Origin of the sequence: Erwinia sp. E_sp_B01_1 (assembly GCF_036865545.1) — a bacterium.
GTDB lineage: Bacteria > Pseudomonadota > Gammaproteobacteria > Enterobacterales > Enterobacteriaceae > Erwinia.
The window spans coordinates 1,180,490-1,199,963 of the sequence record NZ_CP142208.1 but is presented as its reverse complement, the minus strand read 5'-3'; the positions used below and the strand labels follow the sequence as shown (position 1 = coordinate 1,199,963).

At 55.6% G+C, this 19,474-nt stretch carries 17 protein-coding genes; 10 read left to right on the top strand and 7 right to left on the bottom strand.

All coding sequences use genetic code 11. From position 1 onward, the window contains the following. Nucleotides 1–24 precede the first annotated feature (24 nt). The 3 genes from VRC33_RS05725 to VRC33_RS05715 all read left to right on the top strand — a co-directional run bounded on the left by VRC33_RS05725 (nucleotide 25) and on the right by VRC33_RS05715 (nucleotide 2,358). Nucleotides 25–882, top strand: a complete 858-nt coding sequence (locus VRC33_RS05725) for a co-chaperone YbbN (RefSeq protein ID WP_338561759.1) — start codon at nucleotides 25–27, stop codon at nucleotides 880–882. A 94-nt stretch (nucleotides 883–976) separates the two neighbouring features. Beyond that, nucleotides 977–1,891, top strand: a complete 915-nt coding sequence (locus tag VRC33_RS05720) for an SPFH domain-containing protein (protein ID WP_338561756.1) — start codon at nucleotides 977–979, stop codon at nucleotides 1,889–1,891. Further along, nucleotides 1,891–2,358, top strand: coding sequence for an NfeD family protein (locus VRC33_RS05715; protein ID WP_338561754.1), 468 nt, complete (start codon nucleotides 1,891–1,893; stop codon nucleotides 2,356–2,358). The genes VRC33_RS05720 and VRC33_RS05715 overlap by 1 nt, the downstream gene beginning before the upstream one ends. Here the strand turns inward: VRC33_RS05715 and VRC33_RS05710 are convergent. Then, complete coding sequence (locus VRC33_RS05710; protein ID WP_338564088.1) at nucleotides 2,327–3,520, bottom strand: signal peptide prediction; 1,194 nt, start codon at nucleotides 3,518–3,520, stop codon at nucleotides 2,327–2,329. The two genes, VRC33_RS05715 and VRC33_RS05710, sit on opposite strands and share 32 nt — an antisense overlap. A gap of 169 nt (nucleotides 3,521–3,689) precedes the next feature. Here VRC33_RS05710 and VRC33_RS05705 point away from each other — a divergent pair, with 169 nt between their 5' ends. Then, on the top strand, nucleotides 3,690–4,691 hold the full coding sequence (locus VRC33_RS05705; RefSeq protein WP_338561752.1) for a GntR family transcriptional regulator: 1,002 nt from the start codon (nucleotides 3,690–3,692) through the stop codon (nucleotides 4,689–4,691). An 87-nt stretch (nucleotides 4,692–4,778) separates the two neighbouring features. Here VRC33_RS05705 and cueR read toward each other — a convergent pair whose 3' ends face one another. Beyond that, nucleotides 4,779–5,192: a Cu(I)-responsive transcriptional regulator gene (gene cueR, locus VRC33_RS05700; RefSeq protein ID WP_338561750.1), complete on the bottom strand. Its 414-nt coding sequence runs from the start codon at nucleotides 5,190–5,192 to the stop codon at nucleotides 4,779–4,781. Between the two features lie 405 nt (nucleotides 5,193–5,597). Between cueR and copA the strand changes: the two genes are divergently transcribed. From copA to ybaK, 3 genes are all read left to right on the top strand, one after another. Then, the gene (gene copA, locus VRC33_RS05695; RefSeq protein ID WP_338561748.1) at nucleotides 5,598–8,108 is read left to right on the top strand and encodes a copper-exporting P-type ATPase CopA; all 2,511 of its coding nucleotides are present in this window, start codon (nucleotides 5,598–5,600) and stop codon (nucleotides 8,106–8,108) included. 82 nt (nucleotides 8,109–8,190) lie between these two features. After that, nucleotides 8,191–9,027: a TraB/GumN family protein gene (locus VRC33_RS05690; RefSeq protein WP_338561746.1), complete on the top strand. Its 837-nt coding sequence runs from the start codon at nucleotides 8,191–8,193 to the stop codon at nucleotides 9,025–9,027. Nucleotides 9,028–9,161: 134 nt separating this feature from the next. Continuing rightward, complete coding sequence (gene ybaK, locus VRC33_RS05685; protein ID WP_338561744.1) at nucleotides 9,162–9,641, top strand: Cys-tRNA(Pro)/Cys-tRNA(Cys) deacylase YbaK; 480 nt, start codon at nucleotides 9,162–9,164, stop codon at nucleotides 9,639–9,641. 78 nt (nucleotides 9,642–9,719) lie between these two features. Here the strand turns inward: ybaK and VRC33_RS05680 are convergent, their stop codons facing one another. Beyond that, entirely contained in the window at nucleotides 9,720–10,589 is an 870-nt protein-coding gene (locus VRC33_RS05680; RefSeq protein WP_338561742.1) for a LysR family transcriptional regulator, read from the bottom strand. An 85-nt stretch (nucleotides 10,590–10,674) separates the two neighbouring features. Between VRC33_RS05680 and VRC33_RS05675 the strand changes: the two genes are divergently transcribed. Further along, on the top strand, nucleotides 10,675–11,106 hold the full coding sequence (locus tag VRC33_RS05675) for a multidrug/biocide efflux PACE transporter (protein WP_338561740.1): 432 nt from the start codon (nucleotides 10,675–10,677) through the stop codon (nucleotides 11,104–11,106). A gap of 125 nt (nucleotides 11,107–11,231) precedes the next feature. Here the strand turns inward: VRC33_RS05675 and ushA are convergent, their stop codons facing one another. Next, nucleotides 11,232–12,980, bottom strand: coding sequence for a bifunctional UDP-sugar hydrolase/5'-nucleotidase UshA (gene ushA / locus VRC33_RS05670; protein WP_338561738.1), 1,749 nt, complete (start codon nucleotides 12,978–12,980; stop codon nucleotides 11,232–11,234). Nucleotides 12,981–13,199: 219 nt separating this feature from the next. Here ushA and VRC33_RS05665 point away from each other — a divergent pair, with 219 nt between their 5' ends. Both VRC33_RS05665 and ybaL read left to right on the top strand, forming a co-directional pair. Then, nucleotides 13,200–14,402 (top strand): MFS transporter, encoded by a 1,203-nt coding sequence (locus VRC33_RS05665; protein WP_338561736.1) that lies wholly within the window; start codon nucleotides 13,200–13,202, stop codon nucleotides 14,400–14,402. A 218-nt stretch (nucleotides 14,403–14,620) separates the two neighbouring features. After that, the gene (gene ybaL / locus VRC33_RS05660; protein ID WP_338561734.1) at nucleotides 14,621–16,303 is read left to right on the top strand and encodes a YbaL family putative K(+) efflux transporter; all 1,683 of its coding nucleotides are present in this window, start codon (nucleotides 14,621–14,623) and stop codon (nucleotides 16,301–16,303) included. A 62-nt stretch (nucleotides 16,304–16,365) separates the two neighbouring features. Here the strand turns inward: ybaL and VRC33_RS05655 are convergent, their stop codons facing one another. The 3 genes from VRC33_RS05655 to adk all read right to left on the bottom strand — a co-directional run bounded on the left by VRC33_RS05655 (nucleotide 16,366) and on the right by adk (nucleotide 19,393). Then, complete coding sequence (locus VRC33_RS05655; protein WP_338561732.1) at nucleotides 16,366–17,670, bottom strand: inosine/guanosine kinase; 1,305 nt, start codon at nucleotides 17,668–17,670, stop codon at nucleotides 16,366–16,368. 4 nt (nucleotides 17,671–17,674) lie between these two features. Next, nucleotides 17,675–18,634 (bottom strand): ferrochelatase, encoded by a 960-nt coding sequence (hemH, locus tag VRC33_RS05650; RefSeq protein ID WP_338561730.1) that lies wholly within the window; start codon nucleotides 18,632–18,634, stop codon nucleotides 17,675–17,677. 114 nt (nucleotides 18,635–18,748) lie between these two features. After that, on the bottom strand, nucleotides 18,749–19,393 hold the full coding sequence (gene adk / locus VRC33_RS05645; RefSeq protein WP_338561728.1) for an adenylate kinase: 645 nt from the start codon (nucleotides 19,391–19,393) through the stop codon (nucleotides 18,749–18,751). Between the last annotated feature and the right edge of the window lie 81 nt (nucleotides 19,394–19,474).

Genomic DNA, 19,474 nt, shown 5'->3' with positions numbered 1-19,474 from the left:
AAACCCTGGATAAGAGACGAATTCATGTCACCACAAGCTGCAATTGTTACGATCAACGAAACCAACCTGCAACAGACGCTTGAGCAGTCAATGCAGGTGCCGGTGCTGTTCTACTTCTGGTCTGCCCGCAGCCAGCACTGCCAGGAGCTGACGCCGGTTCTGGAGCGTCTGGCTCAGGAATATGCCGGACAGTTTATTCTGGCTGAGTTAGATTGCGATGCCGAGCCTGCGGTTGCCCAGCAGTTTGGGCTGCGCTCAATTCCTACCGTTTACCTGTTCCAGAACGGTCAACCGGTAGATGGCTTCCAGGGCCCCCAGCCGGAAGAGGCGATCCGCACCCTGCTTGAAAAAGTGCTGCCGAAGCAGGAAGAGCTGAAAGCGCAGGAAGGTATGCAGTTGATGGAAGAAGGCAAAGTGCTGGAGGCCCTTCCCCTGCTGAAAGAGGCGTGGCAGTTAAGCAATCAGAACAGCGAAATGGGCTTCCTGCTGGCTGAAGCACTGATTGCGCTGAATCGCAGCGACGAGGCAGAAGCCGTGCTGGATGTGGTGCCGTTGCAGGACAAAGATACCCGTTACCAGGGCCTGAGGGCGCAGATCGATCTGCTTAAGCAGGCTGCAGACACCCCGGAGATCCAGCATCTGCAGCAGCAGATTGAAGCCGATCCGGAAAATGCAGAACTGGCGACCAAGCTGGCGCTTCAACTGCATCAGGTAGGCCGTAATGAGGAAGCGCTAGAACTGCTTTTTGGTCATTTGAAGAAAGATTTAGCTGCCGCCGACGGCCAGGCGCGTAAAATGCTGCAGGAGATCCTGGCCGCGCTGGGAACAGGTGATGCGCTGGCGGCAAAATACCGTCGTCAGCTTTATTCCCTGCTTTACTGATTTTCCCCTGATTGCCGGCCCGCTGTGAGGGCGGCTGAGCGATAACGGGAGTGGGCCGAATGAGTCGGCCCTGTAACAACAATCCGGAGGTTATATGCTTACTGTTATTCCCGTTATTATTGTTCTGGCCCTGATCGTTGTCTGGGCAGGCATTAAAATCGTTCCTCAGGGCTATCAGTGGACGGTGGAGCGGTTTGGCCGCTATACCAAAACGCTGCAACCCGGCCTCAATCTTCTGGTGCCTTTTATGGATCGTGTTGGTCGTAAGATCAACATGATGGAACAGGTGCTGGATATTCCCTCGCAGGAAATCATCTCTAAAGACAATGCCAGCGTCACCATTGATGCCGTCTGTTTTACGCAGGTGGTGGACGCCCCGCGTGCCGCCTATGAGGTCAGCAACCTTCATCTGGCCATCATCAACCTGACGATGACCAACATGCGTACCGTACTGGGTTCAATGGAGCTGGATGAGATGCTTTCCCAGCGCGATAACATCAACACCCGCCTGCTGCGGATTGTGGATGAAGCCACCAACCCCTGGGGCGTCAAAATTACCCGTATTGAAATCCGCGACGTGCGCCCGCCAGCGGAACTGATCGCTTCAATGAATGCACAGATGAAAGCCGAGCGCACCAAGCGCGCCGATATTCTTGAAGCTGAAGGGGTTCGCCAGGCTGCTATTCTGCGTGCTGAGGGGGACAAACAGTCGCAGATCCTCAAGGCAGAGGGAGAACGTCAGTCAGCCTTTTTGCAGGCCGAAGCGCGCGAACGTAGCGCGGAAGCTGAAGCCCGTGCCACCCGGATGGTATCTGAAGCGATCGCCGCTGGCGACATTCAGGCCATTAACTACTTTGTTGCCCAAAAATACACCGACGCCCTGCAGAAAATTGGTACCTCAAACAGCAGCAAAATCGTGATGGTTCCGCTGGAAGCCAGCAGTCTGATGGGGTCTGTTGCCGGGATAGCCGAGCTGCTTGGGGAGTCCAAAAAAGGCCGGGGTGCATAATGTTAGCCGAACTGATCTTCAAACCCTGGTGGCTCTGGCTCTCGCTGGGCGGTATTCTGCTGGCTGCCGAAATGCTTGGCGCCAGCGGCTATCTGCTGTGGAGCGGCATCGCAGCTTTGCTGGTCAGTCTGCTGGTGTGGCTGGTGCCGTTACCCTGGGAGTGGCAGGGGATCAGCTTTGCGCTGCTGACCGTGCTTTCCGCCCTGGGATGGTATCGCTGGCTGAAAGCACGGGAGCGTACGCAACCCACCTCTTCGCTCAATCAGCGAGGTATCCAGCTGATTGGACGGGAACTGACGCTGGATGAACCCCTGGTCGATGGTTTCGGCCATGTGCGAATTGGTGACAGCGGCTGGCGCGTACAGGCCGCCGAAGATTTTCCGGCAGGCACCCCGGTCACGGTGGTAGCCGTGGAAGGGGTAACGCTGAAAGTCATCAGGCGCGCAGGGCGTCCTGCCAGCGTCTGACCAGGTAGTTATGCTCATCCATCACCGAGTTCCAGACACCAATATGACTCATCCGTTGTTCGTAACTGCCGCCATCGCGGACCTCACCTTTGGCGATCAACGGATTTCCTGCCGCATCAGGCAAAATTTCACTGGCGGCTTTACCGCCGTACCAGAAATCCCACTCTGCCGGGTAAAGATGCGCACGCGTACGCTCAGGATTGGAGATGTAATAACCCTGACGGGCCATAATTGCACCAGCCCAGCCCGACTGCCACCAGTTGAGATAGGCATAAGCAGCATCTTTGATTTTTCCGGTGGCGCATCGGGAGAGTGACAGGCCGCCGTACCAGGCGCGGTAGCCTTCCAGCGGGGTTGCCATCTTATAACCTCTCTGGCGGAAATGATGACGGAAATAGGCAGGCGCCCACAAACTCTGCACCCCGACCTGTTGATTTTCAATCAGCTCGCAGGCTTCATCCTGCGTCGACCAGAAAGCCGCAAAGTGCCCCTGACGGCGTAAGCGTGCCAGCACTGTCGTTAAATTGTCGATCTCTTCAAGGGTTAAATTGCCCGGATTGGCAAACTCGCCCAGACCTGCTCCCTGCACAGCCAGCACCGCATCCAGCGCGCCTATTGCCGCATCATCCTGCAGAGCGGCCTGCCCCGAAAACGCCGGATGCAGCAACCAGCCCCAGCTTTCAGCTTGCCCTTTTAATGCCGCTGGTAACCGGTCTGGATGGTAAGCAAAGCTGTCCGCATTGTGCGTCAGCGGCAGCATGCTGATCTGACCGGTAGGCTGGCCCCCAAGACTGCCATCATGCTGCACATAGAGACGGTTGACCGGCACGCTACCGTCACCCAGTTTCCCTCCGGGGATCAGCGTACCCTGTTTTGGCAGGGCGTTGATCTCATCCCAGTAGCGCAGTCTGACAATGTCCAGCGGCTGGATAGCCCTTGCAGGCCAGACAAAATCAATATTGTGGAACCACTGGTCGTAGAGATCGTAGCTTTCAGGCTGCATCACCGCAATGCGCTGAGCGTCTCCCACACTGCGTAACAGATACTCTATTTTTATCCCCAGATCCTGCTCTGCCCGCAGGCGAAGCTGCTCCAGCAGGGTCACGGAGGTGCCCAGCACCCGCAGGGTAATCTGGTTTGTCGCCACGGCTGCGGAGTTCATCAGAAGATTCATTTTTAATCCCTATAAACGGCTTTCTGTTCGCAGTATCGAGCGGATACGGCAGTGTAATAGCATCAACAGGTGGACGGCAAAGCCAGCCTGGTTAATTTTATCATCCGGGCAATGTGACATAATAGACACTTCTTCGGCGGGAAAGTGGGATAGAAGGATGGTCACTGACAGCACAAAGGTTGAGGCAAAAGCCCCGGCACGCTACGAAACGATCCGCGAGGTGCTGGAAGATGCCATCATTGCCCGCAAAGTACCGCATGGGCTGGTATTGCTGGAAGGCCCACTGGCACAGCTTTTTGGCACCAGTCGCGTGCCGGTTCGTAAAGCGTTAAGCCTGCTGCACGATCGGGGGCTGATCACCCGTTTTGAAGGGCGCGGTTTTATTGTGGCCGGGCCAAATGAAGAGGTTGAGCCCCATCGGATTGCCCTGAGCCGCAGCCTGCTGGGGTTGGATCAGGAGCGTGAGCTGGTGGATACCCGTAGCACCGGCGAAAAGGTGCTGCACAGTCTGCAACAGGCCCTCTCAACCTGCATGGTATTTGGTCATTATCAGCTGAATGAAGCCCAGGCCGCGGAGTTCTGTAACGTCAGTCGTAACAGCATCCGCGAAAGTCTGATGCGCCTGCGGGACAAAGGTCTGGTCGAAAAAGAGCCCTATTCCCACTGGCTGGCTGGCCCGCTGACGGCCAGAGAGATCGGCGATCGCTATGAAATCCGGGCCAGCCTGGAGGCCACGGCCTTACGTAAAGCCGCACCTCATCTGCCGCGGCAACAGATTCTGGCGAATCTTCAGCGTCTGGATCAGGCGAGTGGCAAACGGATCGGTCCGGCTGAACTGGAGCAGATTGAAGACGATCTTCACCTCTACTGTCTGGAGCCTGCAGGCAACCGGACGATGATGGAGATCCTGCGACAGAACCAGTCACCCTTTATCGTCATGCGCATTTTTTATGAGATGCTGGCGATCCCAATAGACGACGCGATCGTCAGTGAGCACCGGCTGGTCTACGAGAGATTGCTGGAAGGAAACTGGGATCTGGCTGCAATGGCGCTGCGGGAACATCTGGAGCGTTCGCGGATCCGCACGCTGCAAAAACTCAAGGTGCTTTCAGTGTTACCGGTGCCCGAACTGCCGCCTTATCTGCTGCGGCTGAGTTAAATCCGCCATTATTTTCCCGCATTATTGGGCGCTGTTTCCCGGCATGATACGTGCCTCCTGCCAGAACACCGGAAAAGGATTGCTCTCCTACTCAGAGGATTTAGTCGTGTGACAACAGCCAGCCAGATCGTTGATGATCGGGCAGTCAGCGCCGTTATCGCCAGGGCAACTTGCCGCCAGTGCCAGAAGACGATCGCGCATCTGATTCAGTTCCCTGATGTGCGACTCTATTTCCGCCACCTTATCCAGCGTCCTGGCTTTAACATCGGCGCTGTGGCGCTGCGGATTGTTAAACAGCATCACCATTTCGCGGCACTCTTCCAGCGTAAACCCCACCTGCCGGGATTGGCGCAGCAGCGTCAGCTCTTCGATATGCCGGGCTGTGTAACTGCGGTAGCCGTTCTCACTGCGTAACGGCGCAGTGACCAGCCCTTTCTCTTCATAAAACCGGATGGCTTTACTGGTCAGCCCGGTTTTTTTAGCCACATCGCTGATATTCATCTCTGCTTCCTGACCTTCCCCGTGATGGAGAGTTGATGTATGTATAATCAGTTTATTTTAACGGTAAAATCAGAATCAGCACTTAAGCAGGCATACGATCATAAATTAAAGAATATCGAATCTTTTGACTACAGCCTTCTCAACATGAACCAACGCCGGATCGAAGAAATCAATCTTATAAATGCCAGCCTGGCCGCTTAAATCCACAGGGGCAGGTCGATATCCGGCTCCTTCTCCAGACAAAGGTAGAATTTAAGGTGACGGGCACTCAGTCACAGCAGGCGATAAAAGGTTACGGAACAGGCATGAGAATCATTCCTTGACCTTCCCCTTGATGGAAGGTTTAACCTTTACTACTACTGTTAAACCCCTTCCGGGTGAAACGGGTAATAAGGAGTGAAAAGCATGACCCAGACAACAAGATTAACGCTGGACGGCCTGTCCTGCGGACACTGCGTAAAAAGAGTCAGAGAGACGCTGGAACAGCGTGCCGATGTCGAACAGGCAGAAGTCTCCCTTACTGAAGCCACCGTCAGCGGAAGCGCTGAAGCCAGTGAACTGATTGCCGCCGTGGAACAGGCTGGTTATCACGCCACGCTGGCAGAGGATAACGCACACCCAAAGGCTGAACCGCTGACAGAATCAGAATCCCAGCCGGAAGCGCTGACAGCGGAAACTCATCAGCTTCCGGCGCAGCAGGCGGAAAGCTTCCACCTGCTGATTGACGGCATGAGCTGCGCAAGCTGCGTCAGCCGCGTGCAGACGGCATTGCAGAAAGTGGGTGGTGTCAGCCAGGCTCGCGTCAATCTGGCAGAGCGTAGCGCTTTGGTGATGGGCGATGCCGCTCCCGATGCCCTGATCGCCGCCGTGAAACAAGCTGGATATGGTGCGGAAATTATTGAAGATGAAGGCGAACGCCGCGAAAAGCAGCAGCAAACGGCTCGTGAGGCCGTGCGGCGTTTTCGCTGGCAGGCAATTCTTGCCCTGACGCTCGGGATCCCGCTGATGCTGTGGGGCATGGTTGGCGACAATATGATGCTGACCGACAACAACCGGCCGGGCTGGCTGATCGTCGGCCTGGTGACTTTGCTGGTCATGATTGTTGCTGGCGGCCACTTCTACCGCAGTGCCGGACGCAGCCTGATGAAAGGCACGGCTACCATGGATACGCTGGTGGCGCTGGGAACGGCTGCCGCCTGGCTCTATTCGATGGCGGTCACTCTCTGGCCGGAGGCTTTCCCTCATGAGGCCCGTCATCTTTATTACGAAGCCAGTGCGATGATTATCGGCCTGATCAACCTGGGCCATATGCTGGAGCAGCGTGCCCGTCAGCGCTCCTCGAAAGCGCTGGAAAAACTGCTGGATCTCACTCCTCCCTCCGCCAGGGTAGTGACAGACGGGGGCGAGAAAGTCCTGCCGCTGAGTGAGGTTCATCCCGGTATGACCCTGCGTCTGACCACCGGCGATCGGGTGCCGGTGGATGGCAGACTCACTCAGGGTGAAGCCTGGCTGGATGAAGCAATGCTGACCGGTGAAGCCATGCCACAACAGAAAACGGTGGGTGACGAGATCCACGCCGGTACGGTACTTCAGGATGGTAGCGTGCTATTTACTGCCGGCGCCGTGGGGAAAAACACCACCCTTTCCCGCATTATTTCCAGCGTTCGTCAGGCGCAGAGCAGCAAGCCGGAAATCGGCAAGCTGGCCGACAGAATTTCAGCCGTCTTTGTGCCCGCCGTGGTCGCTGTAGCCCTGCTGAGTGCCGCTGTCTGGTACTTCTTCGGCCCTGCTCCGCACGGAGTGTATATGCTGGTCATTGCCACTACGGTGCTGATTATCGCCTGTCCCTGTGCACTGGGTCTGGCTACGCCGATGTCGATCATCTCAGGCGTGGGCCGTGCAGCAGAAGCTGGCGTGCTGGTGCGGGATGCGGACGCACTGCAGCGTGCCAGCACCCTCACCACCCTGGTGTTTGATAAAACCGGTACCCTGACCGAAGGTACCCCGCGCGTGGTGGATATCACTCTCTGCAATGGGGCAGATGAGCATCAGGTTCTGACCTGGGCGGCGGCGCTGGAGCAGGGTTCTTCACATCCGCTGGCCCGCGCCTTACTCGAAAAAGCCGGTGAGCAGCAGCTGCCTGACTGTGAGCAATTCCGTACCCTGTCGGGGCTGGGGGTGAGCGGTAAAGTCGGGGGTAGCGAACTGTGGCTGGGTAACAGCGCCCTGATGGCACAGCAGAATATCGCTACGGAAAACCTCAGCGAACAGATAACCCGGCAGGCTGCAAAAGGCATCACGCCCGTGTTACTGGCGGCAGAAGGGAAAATTGTCGCCCTGTTTTCTCTTCGCGATCCATTAAGAGCCGAAAGTGTCTCAGCGCTGAAACGCCTGCGTAACCAGGGCTACCAGCTGGTGATGCTGACCGGAGATAATGAGATCACCGCCAGGGCCATCGCTCAGGAAGCGGGTCTGGATCAGGTTATTGCTGGCGTGCTGCCGGAAGGAAAAGCCACTGCCATCCGTGAACTGCAACAGCAGGGGAACATCGTGGCGATGGTGGGTGACGGAATCAACGATGCGCCTGCGCTGGCCCAGGCGGATGTGGGCATTGCGATGGGCTCCGGCAGCGATGTGGCGATTGAAACCGCCGGCATTACGCTGATGCGCCACGACCTGAATGCCGTGGTGGATGCCCTGGCAATCGCCAAAGCCACGCTGCGCAATATGAAGCAGAACCTGCTGGGAGCCTTTGTTTACAACGTTATTGGGATCCCCATCGCGGCGGGTGTTCTTTATCCACTGACGGGGACGCTACTCAGTCCGGTTGTGGCCGGGGCTGCCATGGCATTATCCTCAATCACCGTAGTCAGTAATGCCAATCGTCTGATCCGCTACCAGCCACCTGCGGAGTGATGCAAGGCAGAATGCGCCTTTTCACCCTGTTACTCAGGCAGTTAAACCGTTAGCATGGTTTCAAACTGATAAGGCGGAAAGTATGGGAAAACTAATGCAGGGGGTGGCAGCACTTTGGCGGAAAGTGATGCCAGTACGCTACGCCTATCCGGCACAGGATGTGACGGCGGGACAAAGTCAGCTGCACCTGGTAGGCAGTATTCATATGGGTACGCCGACGATGATGCCGCTGCCCGCCCCCCTTCAGGCCCAGCTTGAGAAGGCTGATGCGCTGATTGTTGAGGCGGATATCACCGTCAACACCTCACCGTTCAGCGAAAGTGAACTCTGTCTGCCATTGGCCGAACGTCTGACGCCAGAGGAGATGACTCAGCTTACTCGTCTCTGCGAGGAAGTGGCCATCAGCCCGGAAGCCATAGATACGCTCCCCGCCTGGCAGGTTGCGCTGATGCTTCAGGCTCAGCAGGCTCAGCGTCTGGGGCTGCGGGCAGACTATGGCATCGACTTTCAGTTGCTTAAGGCGGCCAGGGCGCTGCAGAAACCCGTGATAGAGCTGGAAGGCCCGGAAACCCAGCTGGCCCTGTTAAAAGCGCTGCCGGATAACGGCCTGACGCTGTTACAGGACACGCTGATCCACTGGCACACCAATGCCAGACTGTTGCAGACTATGATTGGCTGGTGGCTGGAAAGCCCGCCCGGAGAGAAGCAAACCGCTCTGCCCAGCACTTTTAACAGCGCTTTAAATGATGTGCTGATGCTTCAGAGAAATCAGCGCTGGTCACACACATTGCAGGCGCTGCCAAAAGGCCGTTACGTGGTGGCCGTTGGAGCATTGCATCTGTATGGCGAAGGCAACCTGCCCGACTTGCTGAAAAAAGATAAAAAAAAGGCCAATATCTCTATCGGCCCGTCAAAGTAGTATTTTTTATGATTTTAGTTATCCGGCAGCAATCAGGTTGCTTGCGGGGAGCAGATTGTCGCCTAAAGCCTGGAATTTAGCCACTATTTTCGAACATAAAACGGTCCACCGGATTGTAGTCTCTGGAGAGAATAATGACCCCAGCCGTAAAACTACTGGAAAAACAGAAGGTCAGCTTTCAACTGCACGCCTATGAGCATGACAGCAATGATACCCATTTTGGTGACGAGGCCGTACGTAAGCTAAATCAGGATGCGGAGAAGGTTTATAAAACCTTGCTGGTGGCGCTAAACGGTGACGAAAAGTCGCTGGCTGTTGCCGTCACGCCCGTGGCAAGCCAGCTGGATCTCAAGAACGTGGCGAAGGCGCTGGGTGCCAAAAAAGTGGAGATGGCCGATCCGCAGATTGCTCAGCGTACCACCGGTTATCTGCTTGGCGGGATCAGTCCACTGGGGCAAAAGAAGCGTCTGCCTACCGTGGTGGACAGTCTGGCACAGCAGTTTCCGACCATTTTTGTCTCGGGCGGTAAGCGTGGGCTGGAAATAGAGCTTTCTCCTCAGGATTTGGCCCAGTTGCTAAACGCCCGGTTTGCGGATATCGCCCGGCGGGAGTAACAGCACTCCGGTGACTTCACGATCAAGACTCAGAACTGCGATCGTGGCCTGAATGCATCGCGGGTCTTCAGGCAGCTCTTAACCGGCTGTCTGCGCCAGCAGCTGGTCGATCATCCAGCGGCCTGCCGGCCCGGGTGGCGAGCGGCGGGACCAGGCCACATCCACAGAGATTTTTTGCGGCCAGCCGCTCACCGGCAGCTGACGTAATACCTGATGACCAAATTGCTCCACCAGCCAGTGTGGCAAAATTGTCCAGCCAAATCCCTGCTCCGCCATCTCAAGTAACAGCAGATAAGAGGGCGCTGACCAGATCCCTTTTCCCGCCTGATAGCGATCGTTATCGGTCCAGGTATTCAGGCAAAGCTGACGGACGTGTTTCAGTTCCGCTTCACTTACCGTCGATTGCTGCGCCAGCGGATGATCCTGATGAATGTAGATCGCCATCTGCGCTTCAACCTGCAGGCGTGCGGTGGCGATCTCCTCCGGATAGTCTCTTTGTACGCGGATCACCCCGATATGTGCCCTTCCCGCCTGCAAAAGGTCGATGACGTCGGCATCTTCGGCAATCATGCACTCAAATTCAATTTCCGGGTAACGCGCATCCAGACGTTTAAGCAGCGACTCATGATAGTCCGCCTGCCAGAAATCGGAAATCGCCAGGCTCAGGCAGGGTTCCGTCGCGCCAGCCAGCCGCACGGCCAGTTCATCCAGTTGTGAACTGGCCTGCAAAATTTCCCGCACCTGAGCCAGCGCCCGACGCCCATTTTCCGTAAGTACCGGTGTGCGGGCATCCCGGCTGAACAGCTGAAAACCCAGATCGGTTTCAAGATTGGCCACGGCGGTACTGATGGTGGACTGACTTTTACGCAAAGCCCGCGCTGCCGCTGAGAAAGAACCACTCTCTACGGTCTGCACAAATGCCTGCAAGGATTCTGGCGAGTAGCGCAATGAAGTATCGCTTTTATAGATGGATAATCATTTTATCTTAGCAAAGAAAGCGGAGAAAATAGTGCGCAATCATTAAGGAGCCTGTATGCGTACCAGAACACTGAAAGAACGTTTTTTACATGCCGCAGGATTTGAGGTGCTGGCAATCCTGCTGGTTTCCCCTCTCGCCGCCTGGATTATGGAGAAGCCACTGTTTCAGATGGGTGCATTAGCCGTGATGCTCTCCACCGTGGCGATGGGCTGGAATATCCTTTATAACGCCGGTTTTGATCGACTGGTCCCGCCCACTGTGAAACGCGGGTTACCGCTGCGCATCCTTCATGCGCTGGGTTTTGAGGGCGGATTTATCCTGATAGGCCTGCCGATTGCGGCCTGGATGCTGGGCACCGGCCTCTGGCAGGCATTTTTACTGGAAGTCGCTTTCTTCCTGTTCTTCCTGCCCTATACGGTGGCCTATAACTGGATATACGATACTCTCCGCGAGAAGGTGATCCAGCGCAGGCAGTGTCAGGCTTAACCGGCTTCAGGCGTAAAAAAAACGGCACCCTGAATGGCGTGCCGTTTTTTATTGCCGCTTCGCGGGCTCAGGATAGTCTCCGCCAGAGCCAGCGCATCGCCCTCTCCGGTTGGTATCCGCCAGAGTCAGCGCATTGCCGTCTCTATTTTAGGCATTCGCCAGATTTTTGGTCTGGCGGGTTTCCCCTCTGCGGGAACAGCTTTTGCCTCTTCAGGCGTTTTTTTCTGATAAACCACTTCCCCTTTCGGAGCGAACGCCGCGGCATCCAGCGGTGAATGACTCTGGATATACTGCTTCAACACCTCCGCATCGACAAAACCGGTATTCACGTAGCTGGGCAGTTGATTGACCGGCGGATAACCATCGCCGCCTGTGGCGTTGAAGCTAAGCGTGGCCATACGGTAGATTTTATCCGCCTGCAGAGGTTCGCCCTTTATTTTGACCTCACTGACACCGGTGCCGTCTGCGATCAGGCTGACATTGGCAAATTGCGCATAGGCTCCTGAATCCACCTGCTTATTGGCTACCACCGCCAGGTATTTTTCAACCTCGCTGCCTTTCATCTCCACATAGGTCAGCGTGTTGCCAAACGGCTGAACCTTAAGCACGTCTTTATAAGTAATGGTGCCCGACTCAATCGAATCCCTCACGCCGCCGCCGCTCATCACTGCAAAATCCGCTTTGGTGCGTTCCATCTGCGAGGCGAGGATTACCCGGGAGAGGTTAGTCTGCACAAAGCGAACTTTACTGCGGTCGCCTTCAAGATCGCCCTTCACGCTGCCGATTTTCACTCCCAGCTGCGCTTCTCCTTTTTTCTGGAAAGGCGTCAGTAACTTCATCATCGCCGGATTTTTGGCGATCTCCTGGGTGTAGTTCACCCAGCTGGTGCTGCCGTCAGCATTTTTGATTTTCTTGCGCAGGTTGATCGGCACCAGTTCGTAATGTTCCAGGGTGAGTTTGCCGTTCAGGAAAGAGAAATCAGCGCGGCCAATGTATTTGCCCCACTCATGCGCCTGCACAATCCAGGTACCATTTTGCCTGTCGGGCTGGCACGGCGTGCCGGGCACATAGTCCGCCTGTTTGACGTTCTCTTTTGCCATGCAAACCGGATCCTGCGAATGGCCGCCAACAATCATATCCAGATAGCCTGCGGGCAGCTCCCGTGCCATCTCCACATCGCCAGGCGCGTTGGAGCCATGATTGCCGTTGTCATAGTGCCCCATATGCGTGGCGGCAATGATCACATCCGGTTTTTCATTTTTACGCAGCTCTTCCACCACCGCTTTAGCTTCGGTAGCGGGTTTGCGGAATTCCATGTCGGTGAAATATTCCGGATTGCCAATTTTTGCCGTGTCGTCCGTTGTCAGGCCAATCACCGCAATTTTGAGCCCGACACGGTTAAACAGCGCATAAGGTTGGAACAGGCGCTTGCCGGTGCTTTTCTGATAAATATTGGCGGAGAGCAGCGGGAATTTGGCCCACTTTTGCTGCTGACGCAGGACGGAAAGCGGGTTATCAAACTCATGATTTCCGATAGCCATTGCATCATAACCCACCAGATTCATGCCCCTGAAGTCGGGTTCGGCGTCCTGCAGATCGGATTCGGGCACGCCGGTATTAATGTCGCCCCCGGAAAGGATCAGCACCTGGCCACCATGCGCCTGCACGTCAAAGCGGATTTGGTCCATCATCGTTTTCTGCGCAGCCAGGCCGTATTCGTCATGCTCGTTGGGCCAGAAGTGGCCGTGATGGTCGTTAGTGTGCAGTACAGTGAATTTATATACCCGGTCTTTTTCATAGGCCTGCGCTAATAACGGCGCAGTCAGTAATACCAGGGCCAGAACGGGCAACAACTTTTTCTTAAATAAAAGCACAACGAATCTCCTTGTTATAAACCGGTACCGCCGCTTAGCGTAAAGTCATTGTCATAACTATCAGTGGTTATGTCATTTTTTTGTGACTATTTGTCGATTATGCCGCAGGATAATCAGGGGCGGTAATCATGATCGCTTATCACGACCCTTTATTACCAGCCAGAACTCGCAAAAACGACTCTCTGCTTTTTAATCATGTCTGAACATACAGGTTTTATAATGGCAAGCGAACGTACTCTCTCTTCCCCCTCTGTTCCCGCCAGGCGGACGGCATTTGGTATTCTTGGCGCCATCAGCGTGGCTCATCTGTTAAACGATATGATCCAGTCGCTGATTCTGGCCATCTATCCCCTGTTGCAGAGCGAGTTCACCCTGAGTTTTGTGCAGGTAGGCCTGATTACCCTGACGTTTCAGGTGACCGCTTCCCTGCTTCAGCCGGTGATTGGCTACTATACCGATAAACATCCGCAGCCCTGGTCACTGCCGATCGGCATGGGCTTTACGCTTGGCGGGCTGATCCTGCTGGCCGTTGCCACCAACTTCCCCACTATTCTGGTGGCGGCAGCCTTAGTGGGCACCGGCTCTTCGGTGTTCCATCCGGAATCTTCCCGCGTGGCGCGAATGGCCTCCGGCGGGCGTCATGGTCTGGCCCAGTCGCTGTTCCAGGTGGGCGGCAATTTTGGCAGCTCGCTTGGGCCGTTGCTGGCCGCGCTGATTATTGCGCCTTATGGACGGGGCAATGTCGCCTGGTTTACGCTGGCCGCACTGCTGGCCATTGTGGTGCTTTTGCAAATCAGCCGCTGGTATCAGAACCAGCATCGGGTGGCGAAAAACAGCGCCGCGCCAAAAGAGGTGACCCTACTTCCCCGCCGTAAAGTGGCGTTTGCCATCTCCATTTTGCTGGTGCTGATTTTCTCAAAATATTTTTACCTCACCAGCCTCAGCAGTTACTACACCTTCTATCTGATGCAGAAATTTGGCCTCTCGGTGCAGAATGCGCAGTTCCATCTCTTTGCCTTCCTGTTTGCCGTGGCGGCAGGCACGGTGATTGGCGGGCCGGTTGGCGATAAAGTTGGCCGCAAACGGGTCATCTGGGTGTCGATTCTGGGTGTGGCACCTTTTACCCTGCTGCTTCCCCACGCCTCGCTGTGGTGGACCGGCGTCCTTTCGGTGATTATTGGCTTCGTCCTGGCCTCGGCTTTCTCTGCCATTCTGGTGTATGCCCAGGAACTGATGCCGGGCCGTATCGGGATGGTATCGGGCCTGTTCTTTGGCTTTGCCTTTGGGATGGGAGGGCTTGGGGCCGCCGTTTTAGGCGTGGTTGCCGATCACAGCAGCATAAATACTGTTTATCAAATCTGTGCTTACCTGCCACTTCTGGGCATTCTGACCATATTCCTGCCTGACAACCGGGCGAAATAACCGTTAACGGCGTGGATTTCTGCGATCTGCGCCGCTTCTTTCCTGCAACGAATCAAGCCTGGGGCCTGATAACTGCGGGAAATCACGCTTACACATCACTTTCCCTCACTCCCTGCTTTTTAATGCTGTTATAACCAGATATATCAAGCGCACTTATTAAATATGCCATACACTTAAAACTTACAACCGGACACATTTGTATACATAAGGAGAGAGGCATGCACCATACCACACCGCTTATCACCACCATTGTAGGAGGCCTGGTTCTCGCCTTCCTCTTTGGTATGCTGGCTAACCGCCTGCGAATTTCTCCTCTTGTCGGCTATCTGTTAGCCGGTGTGCTGGCCGGCCCTTTTACGCCGGGCTTTGTGGCTGATACTAACCTTGCCCCTGAGCTTGCCGAACTCGGCGTTATCCTGCTGATGTTTGGCGTGGGGCTGCATTTCTCCCTGAAAGATTTAATGGCGGTGAAGGCGATCGCTATCCCCGGTGCCATTGCCCAGATAGCGGTAGCAACGCTGTTGGGTATGGCGCTCTCCTGGGCGATGGGCTGGCCGTGGTTAACCGGCCTGGTGTTTGGTCTCTGTCTTTCAACGGCCAGTACGGTGGTGCTGCTGCGTGCGTTGGAAGAGCGACAGTTAATTGACAGTCAGCGCGGGCAGATCGCCATCGGCTGGCTGATTGTGGAAGATCTGGTGATGGTACTGGCGCTGGTGCTGCTGCCCGCCATTGCCGGTATGTTCGAAGAAGGCAACGCCAGCATCAGTATGGTGCTGCTGGATCTGCTGATTACCATCGGCAAGGTGGTGGCCTTTATGGTGCTGATGATGGTCGTGGGTCGCCGCGCGGTGCCGTGGATCCTTGCCCGCAGTGCGGCAACCGGCTCTCGCGAGCTTTTTACGCTCTCCGTTCTGGCGCTGGCGCTGGGGATTGCCTTTGGCGCGGTCGAATTCTTTGATGTTTCCTTTGCGCTGGGCGCATTCTTTGCCGGGATGGTCCTGAACGAGTCTGAACTCAGCCACCGTGCCGCTCACGACACCCTCCCACTGCGGGATGCCTTCGCCGTGTTGTTCTTTGTCTCGGTTGGGATGCTGTTCGATCCGATGATTCTGATCTCGCAACCGCTGGCAGTGCTGGGCGTGCTGGCCATTATTGTGCTGGGCAAATCTCTGGCAGCGCTGCTGCTGGTCAGGCTGTTTGGCCACTCGCTTCGCACTGCCCTGACCATTTCGGTCAGCCTGGCGCAGATTGGTGAATTCGCCTTTATCCTCGCCGGACTGGGCATCTCACTTAACCTGCTCTCCGGTGAAGGACGCAATCTGGTGCTGGCGGGGGCGATCCTGTCGATTATGCTCAACCCGATTTTGTTTGCGTTGCTGCAGGGCTATCTCGACAAGTCAGAACCCCTGGATAATCAGATTCTGGAAGAAGCCACTGAGGAAGAGACGCAGATCCCGGTCGATCTCTGTAATCATGCCATTGTGGTTGGCTTTGGCCGGGTAGGCAGCCTGCTGGGCAGGAAGCTGATTGAAGAAGGCATTCCGATTGTGGTGGTCGAGAACAGCCGGCCCAGAGTGGAAGCGCTGCGCGAACAGGGGATCAGCGCGGTGCTGGGCAACGCGGCCCGTGCTGACACCATGGATTTAGCCCGTCTCGACTGTGCCCGCTGGCTGCTGCTGACTATCCCTAACGGCTATGAAGCCGGGGAAATTGTCACTGCTGCGCGGATCAAAAGGCCCAATATCGAAATTATTGCGCGGGCGCATTATGACGATGAAGTGGATTATATTACCGAACGCGGTGCGGATCAGGTGGTAATGGGGGAGAGAGAAATCGCGAACAGTATGCTGACGCTGATGCACACTAACCTCAGTGAGCCATCAGGACAGTGCCCAATCTGAAACCCGGCGGTGCCCTGAGTCAGGGGGCACCGCCAGCATTTACCCTTCCCGCCAGAGCTTTTCTAACGTTCCCAGTATGACTCTTCCAGGCTGTCTTCCCGCTCCGGCAGGCCGCGCGTTAAGCGAGGCGAATGCTGATTCAGTACCTGATAACTTACCCGGTTGGCATATTTGCAGACCTGCGCCAGCGAAGAGTAAGTCAGATAGCTGCGACCATGCTTGCTGGAGTTAGGCACATTAAGACGGTGATAGTTGTTAGCCGTGATATCGTGCAGCATCGCCGCCAGCGCACCATCCCCTGCCCCGTTGGTGTTCATGATTTTCTCCGGTCCGCCCATATAAGGCGCAATATGCGAGAAAATACGCAAGGGTTGCTGGCAATCCTGATGCCGCATGGCGCGGCTGAATTCATACTGGTTAAATTCAGGGATCGCGCCTGGCAACAGAGGGTGCTGAGTCACCCGCTTACCCGCCTCTTCCGTAAACCCGGCCATAAACAGGCCATGCGGGCCAGCCGTACACAGCACCAGATCCACCCAGTCCAGCGCCATGTTGGAGGCCTGTAACGGATCGCTTAAGCCGGTCAGCGCTTCAGCTTCATCCTCATTCATTGCCAGAATAGAGACATGTTCCTGCAGGAATTCGCGCCAGAAAGAGGGGTTATCGCCAATCACATATTTGGTGCCCAGAGTAAGCACCACCGGAACATTATGCTTTTTAGCAAAGCTGATGGCCTGCATGGTGGCTTCCGGCATAGGTTCACCGGGCGCGCAGCGTACCAGATAAGACGTTAAAACCAGCGCGGAAGCACCGGCAATGACCTCTTCCGGGATGCTCTCTTTCTTAAGCTGGTTCATCTTGCCCGGACTGATGGCAAAGGTTCGTTCGCCATGCTCACCAATCAGGGTGAAGCAGCGGCCAATCGCCCCGTCCACACCCTGCAGGTAATTCAGATCTGTCCGGCTGGAGGTGTTGCAGAGATAACGGTAGGCGTAGCTGCCAATCTGCACGTTGCTGCACATCACGCCCAGCAGCACTGAACGGTCATCCGCCAGCACCGAATAGTTGTGCAGGGTATTGCCGATAGTGCCACCGGCAAACTGATGCGTAATCAAATTCTCCCTGACCAACTCGGCATAAAGCTGCTCGGCCACATCATCCGCTATGACCAGGGAATGTCCGCTGCTGAGGCCGTAGCGGGCAATGAAGTCATCGTCTACTTTGGCTTCAATATCCACCAGCGTCTGATCGATGCCGACAATCCAGCTTCCGGTGTTCTCCTGCTCGGGCTGCGCCTGTTGCAGCAGCGGATCCCGGGCGCTGACCGGGAAATAGTGTTTTGATTTACGCTTACCGGGAAATTTCATCTGACTATCTCCGCCCGTTGACCAGATCAACCATCATGTCGATGTGCAGTTCATCATCGTTGAGCGCCGGAATATACTCAAATTTAGTGCCGCCAGCGTGCATAAAGAACTCACAGTTCTGCTCGCTGATCTCTTCCAGCGTTTCAAGACAGTCAGCAGAGAATCCCGGGCTCATGATCTGCACATGTTTGATGCCTTTAGCCGGTAGCGACTTCATGGTTTCGTCGGTATAAGGCGTCAGCCAGGGTTCGCGGCCAAAGCGGGACTGGAAAGTCAGCATCGCTGTCTGGTCAGTGAGGCCCAGCGAGGCTTTCAGCGCTTCACCGGTATCATAGCAGCGCTGCGGATAGTCATCGCCTTCATCGGCAAAACGTTGCGGAATGCCGTGGAACGACATCACCAGCAGATCCGGCTTACCATGTCTGGCAAAAGAGCGCTCTACCGAGTCTTTCAGCGCCGCAATATAGGCCGGGTGTTCCGCATAATCGCGGATGAAATCTACAGAAGGCAGGCTTCTGTAGCCGGCGAAAACGCTGGTGATCCCATCCCAGACCGCCGCCACGGTGGAACAGGAGAACTGCGGATAAAGTGGCAGAACTATCAGGCGGGTTACACCCTGAGCCATCAGGCTGTCCAGCGCGCTTTTTAAACTGGGGTTGCCATAGCTCATGCCCAGCTCCACCGGCATATCCAGCCGTGCTGCCAGCGCATCACGCTGCCGTTTGCTGTAGACCATCAGGGGGGAACCTTCGTCCATCCACACGGAAGCATAGAGCTTTGCCACGCGTGGAGAACGGATTGGCAGGATTGCGCCATTGAGGATCGGCCACCACAGCCAGCGCGGCGTATCCACTACGCGGGGATCGCTGAGAAATTGTTTCAGGTAGCGTTTAACAGCAGGCGTGGTGGGCGCGTCAGGCGTACCTAAGTTCACCAACAGGACGCCGGGTTTATCTTGCCGCATTGTTATTCCTTATCTGGGCATCAGGAGATGAAAACGAGACTTATTCTAGCGGAAAATTGCGGGGGGAAAACCAATTGCTGTAACAGGGGCCAGACATGGCCTGGCCCCAGAATGTTAACCGAGGATTTTAGCCAGTTCAGCACTGACTTCAGGCACTTTACGGGTGCCATCGATTTTGTGATACGCGGTATTACCGGCTTCAGCTTCTTTGCTGTAGTAAGCAATCAGCGGAGCAGTCATCTGATGATACTCAACCAGGCGCTTGCGCACGGTCTCTTCCTGATCGTCTTTACGGGTGGTCAGCTCTTCGCCGGTCACGTCGTCTTTGCCTTCCACTTTTGGTGGGTTGAAGGTGACGTGGTACACACGGCCAGACGGCGCATGAACACGGCGACCTACGATACGCTCAACGATCAGTTCGTCAGGCACGGCAAATTCCAGCACGTTGTCGACTTTGATCCCCGCTTCCTTCATGGCATCAGCCTGAGGAATAGTGCGTGGGAAACCGTCCAGCAGGAAGCCATTACGGCAGTCTTCCTGAGCGATACGCTCTTTGACCAGCGCAATAACCAGTTCGTCGGTAACCAGCTTACCGGCGTCCATGATCTCTTTGGCTTGTTTACCCAGTTCGCTGCCAGCTTTAACCGCTGCACGCAACATGTCGCCCGTGGAGATTTGCGGAATACCGTATTTCTCCATAATGAACTGAGCCTGAGTCCCCTTACCTGCACCCGGTGCACCGAGCAGAATAATACGCATTGCGTAAATCCCCTTGCGAATCGCTTAAATGATCTATTTATCCAGGGCAAGAACATACCATCATGGCCCTTTATCCACAAG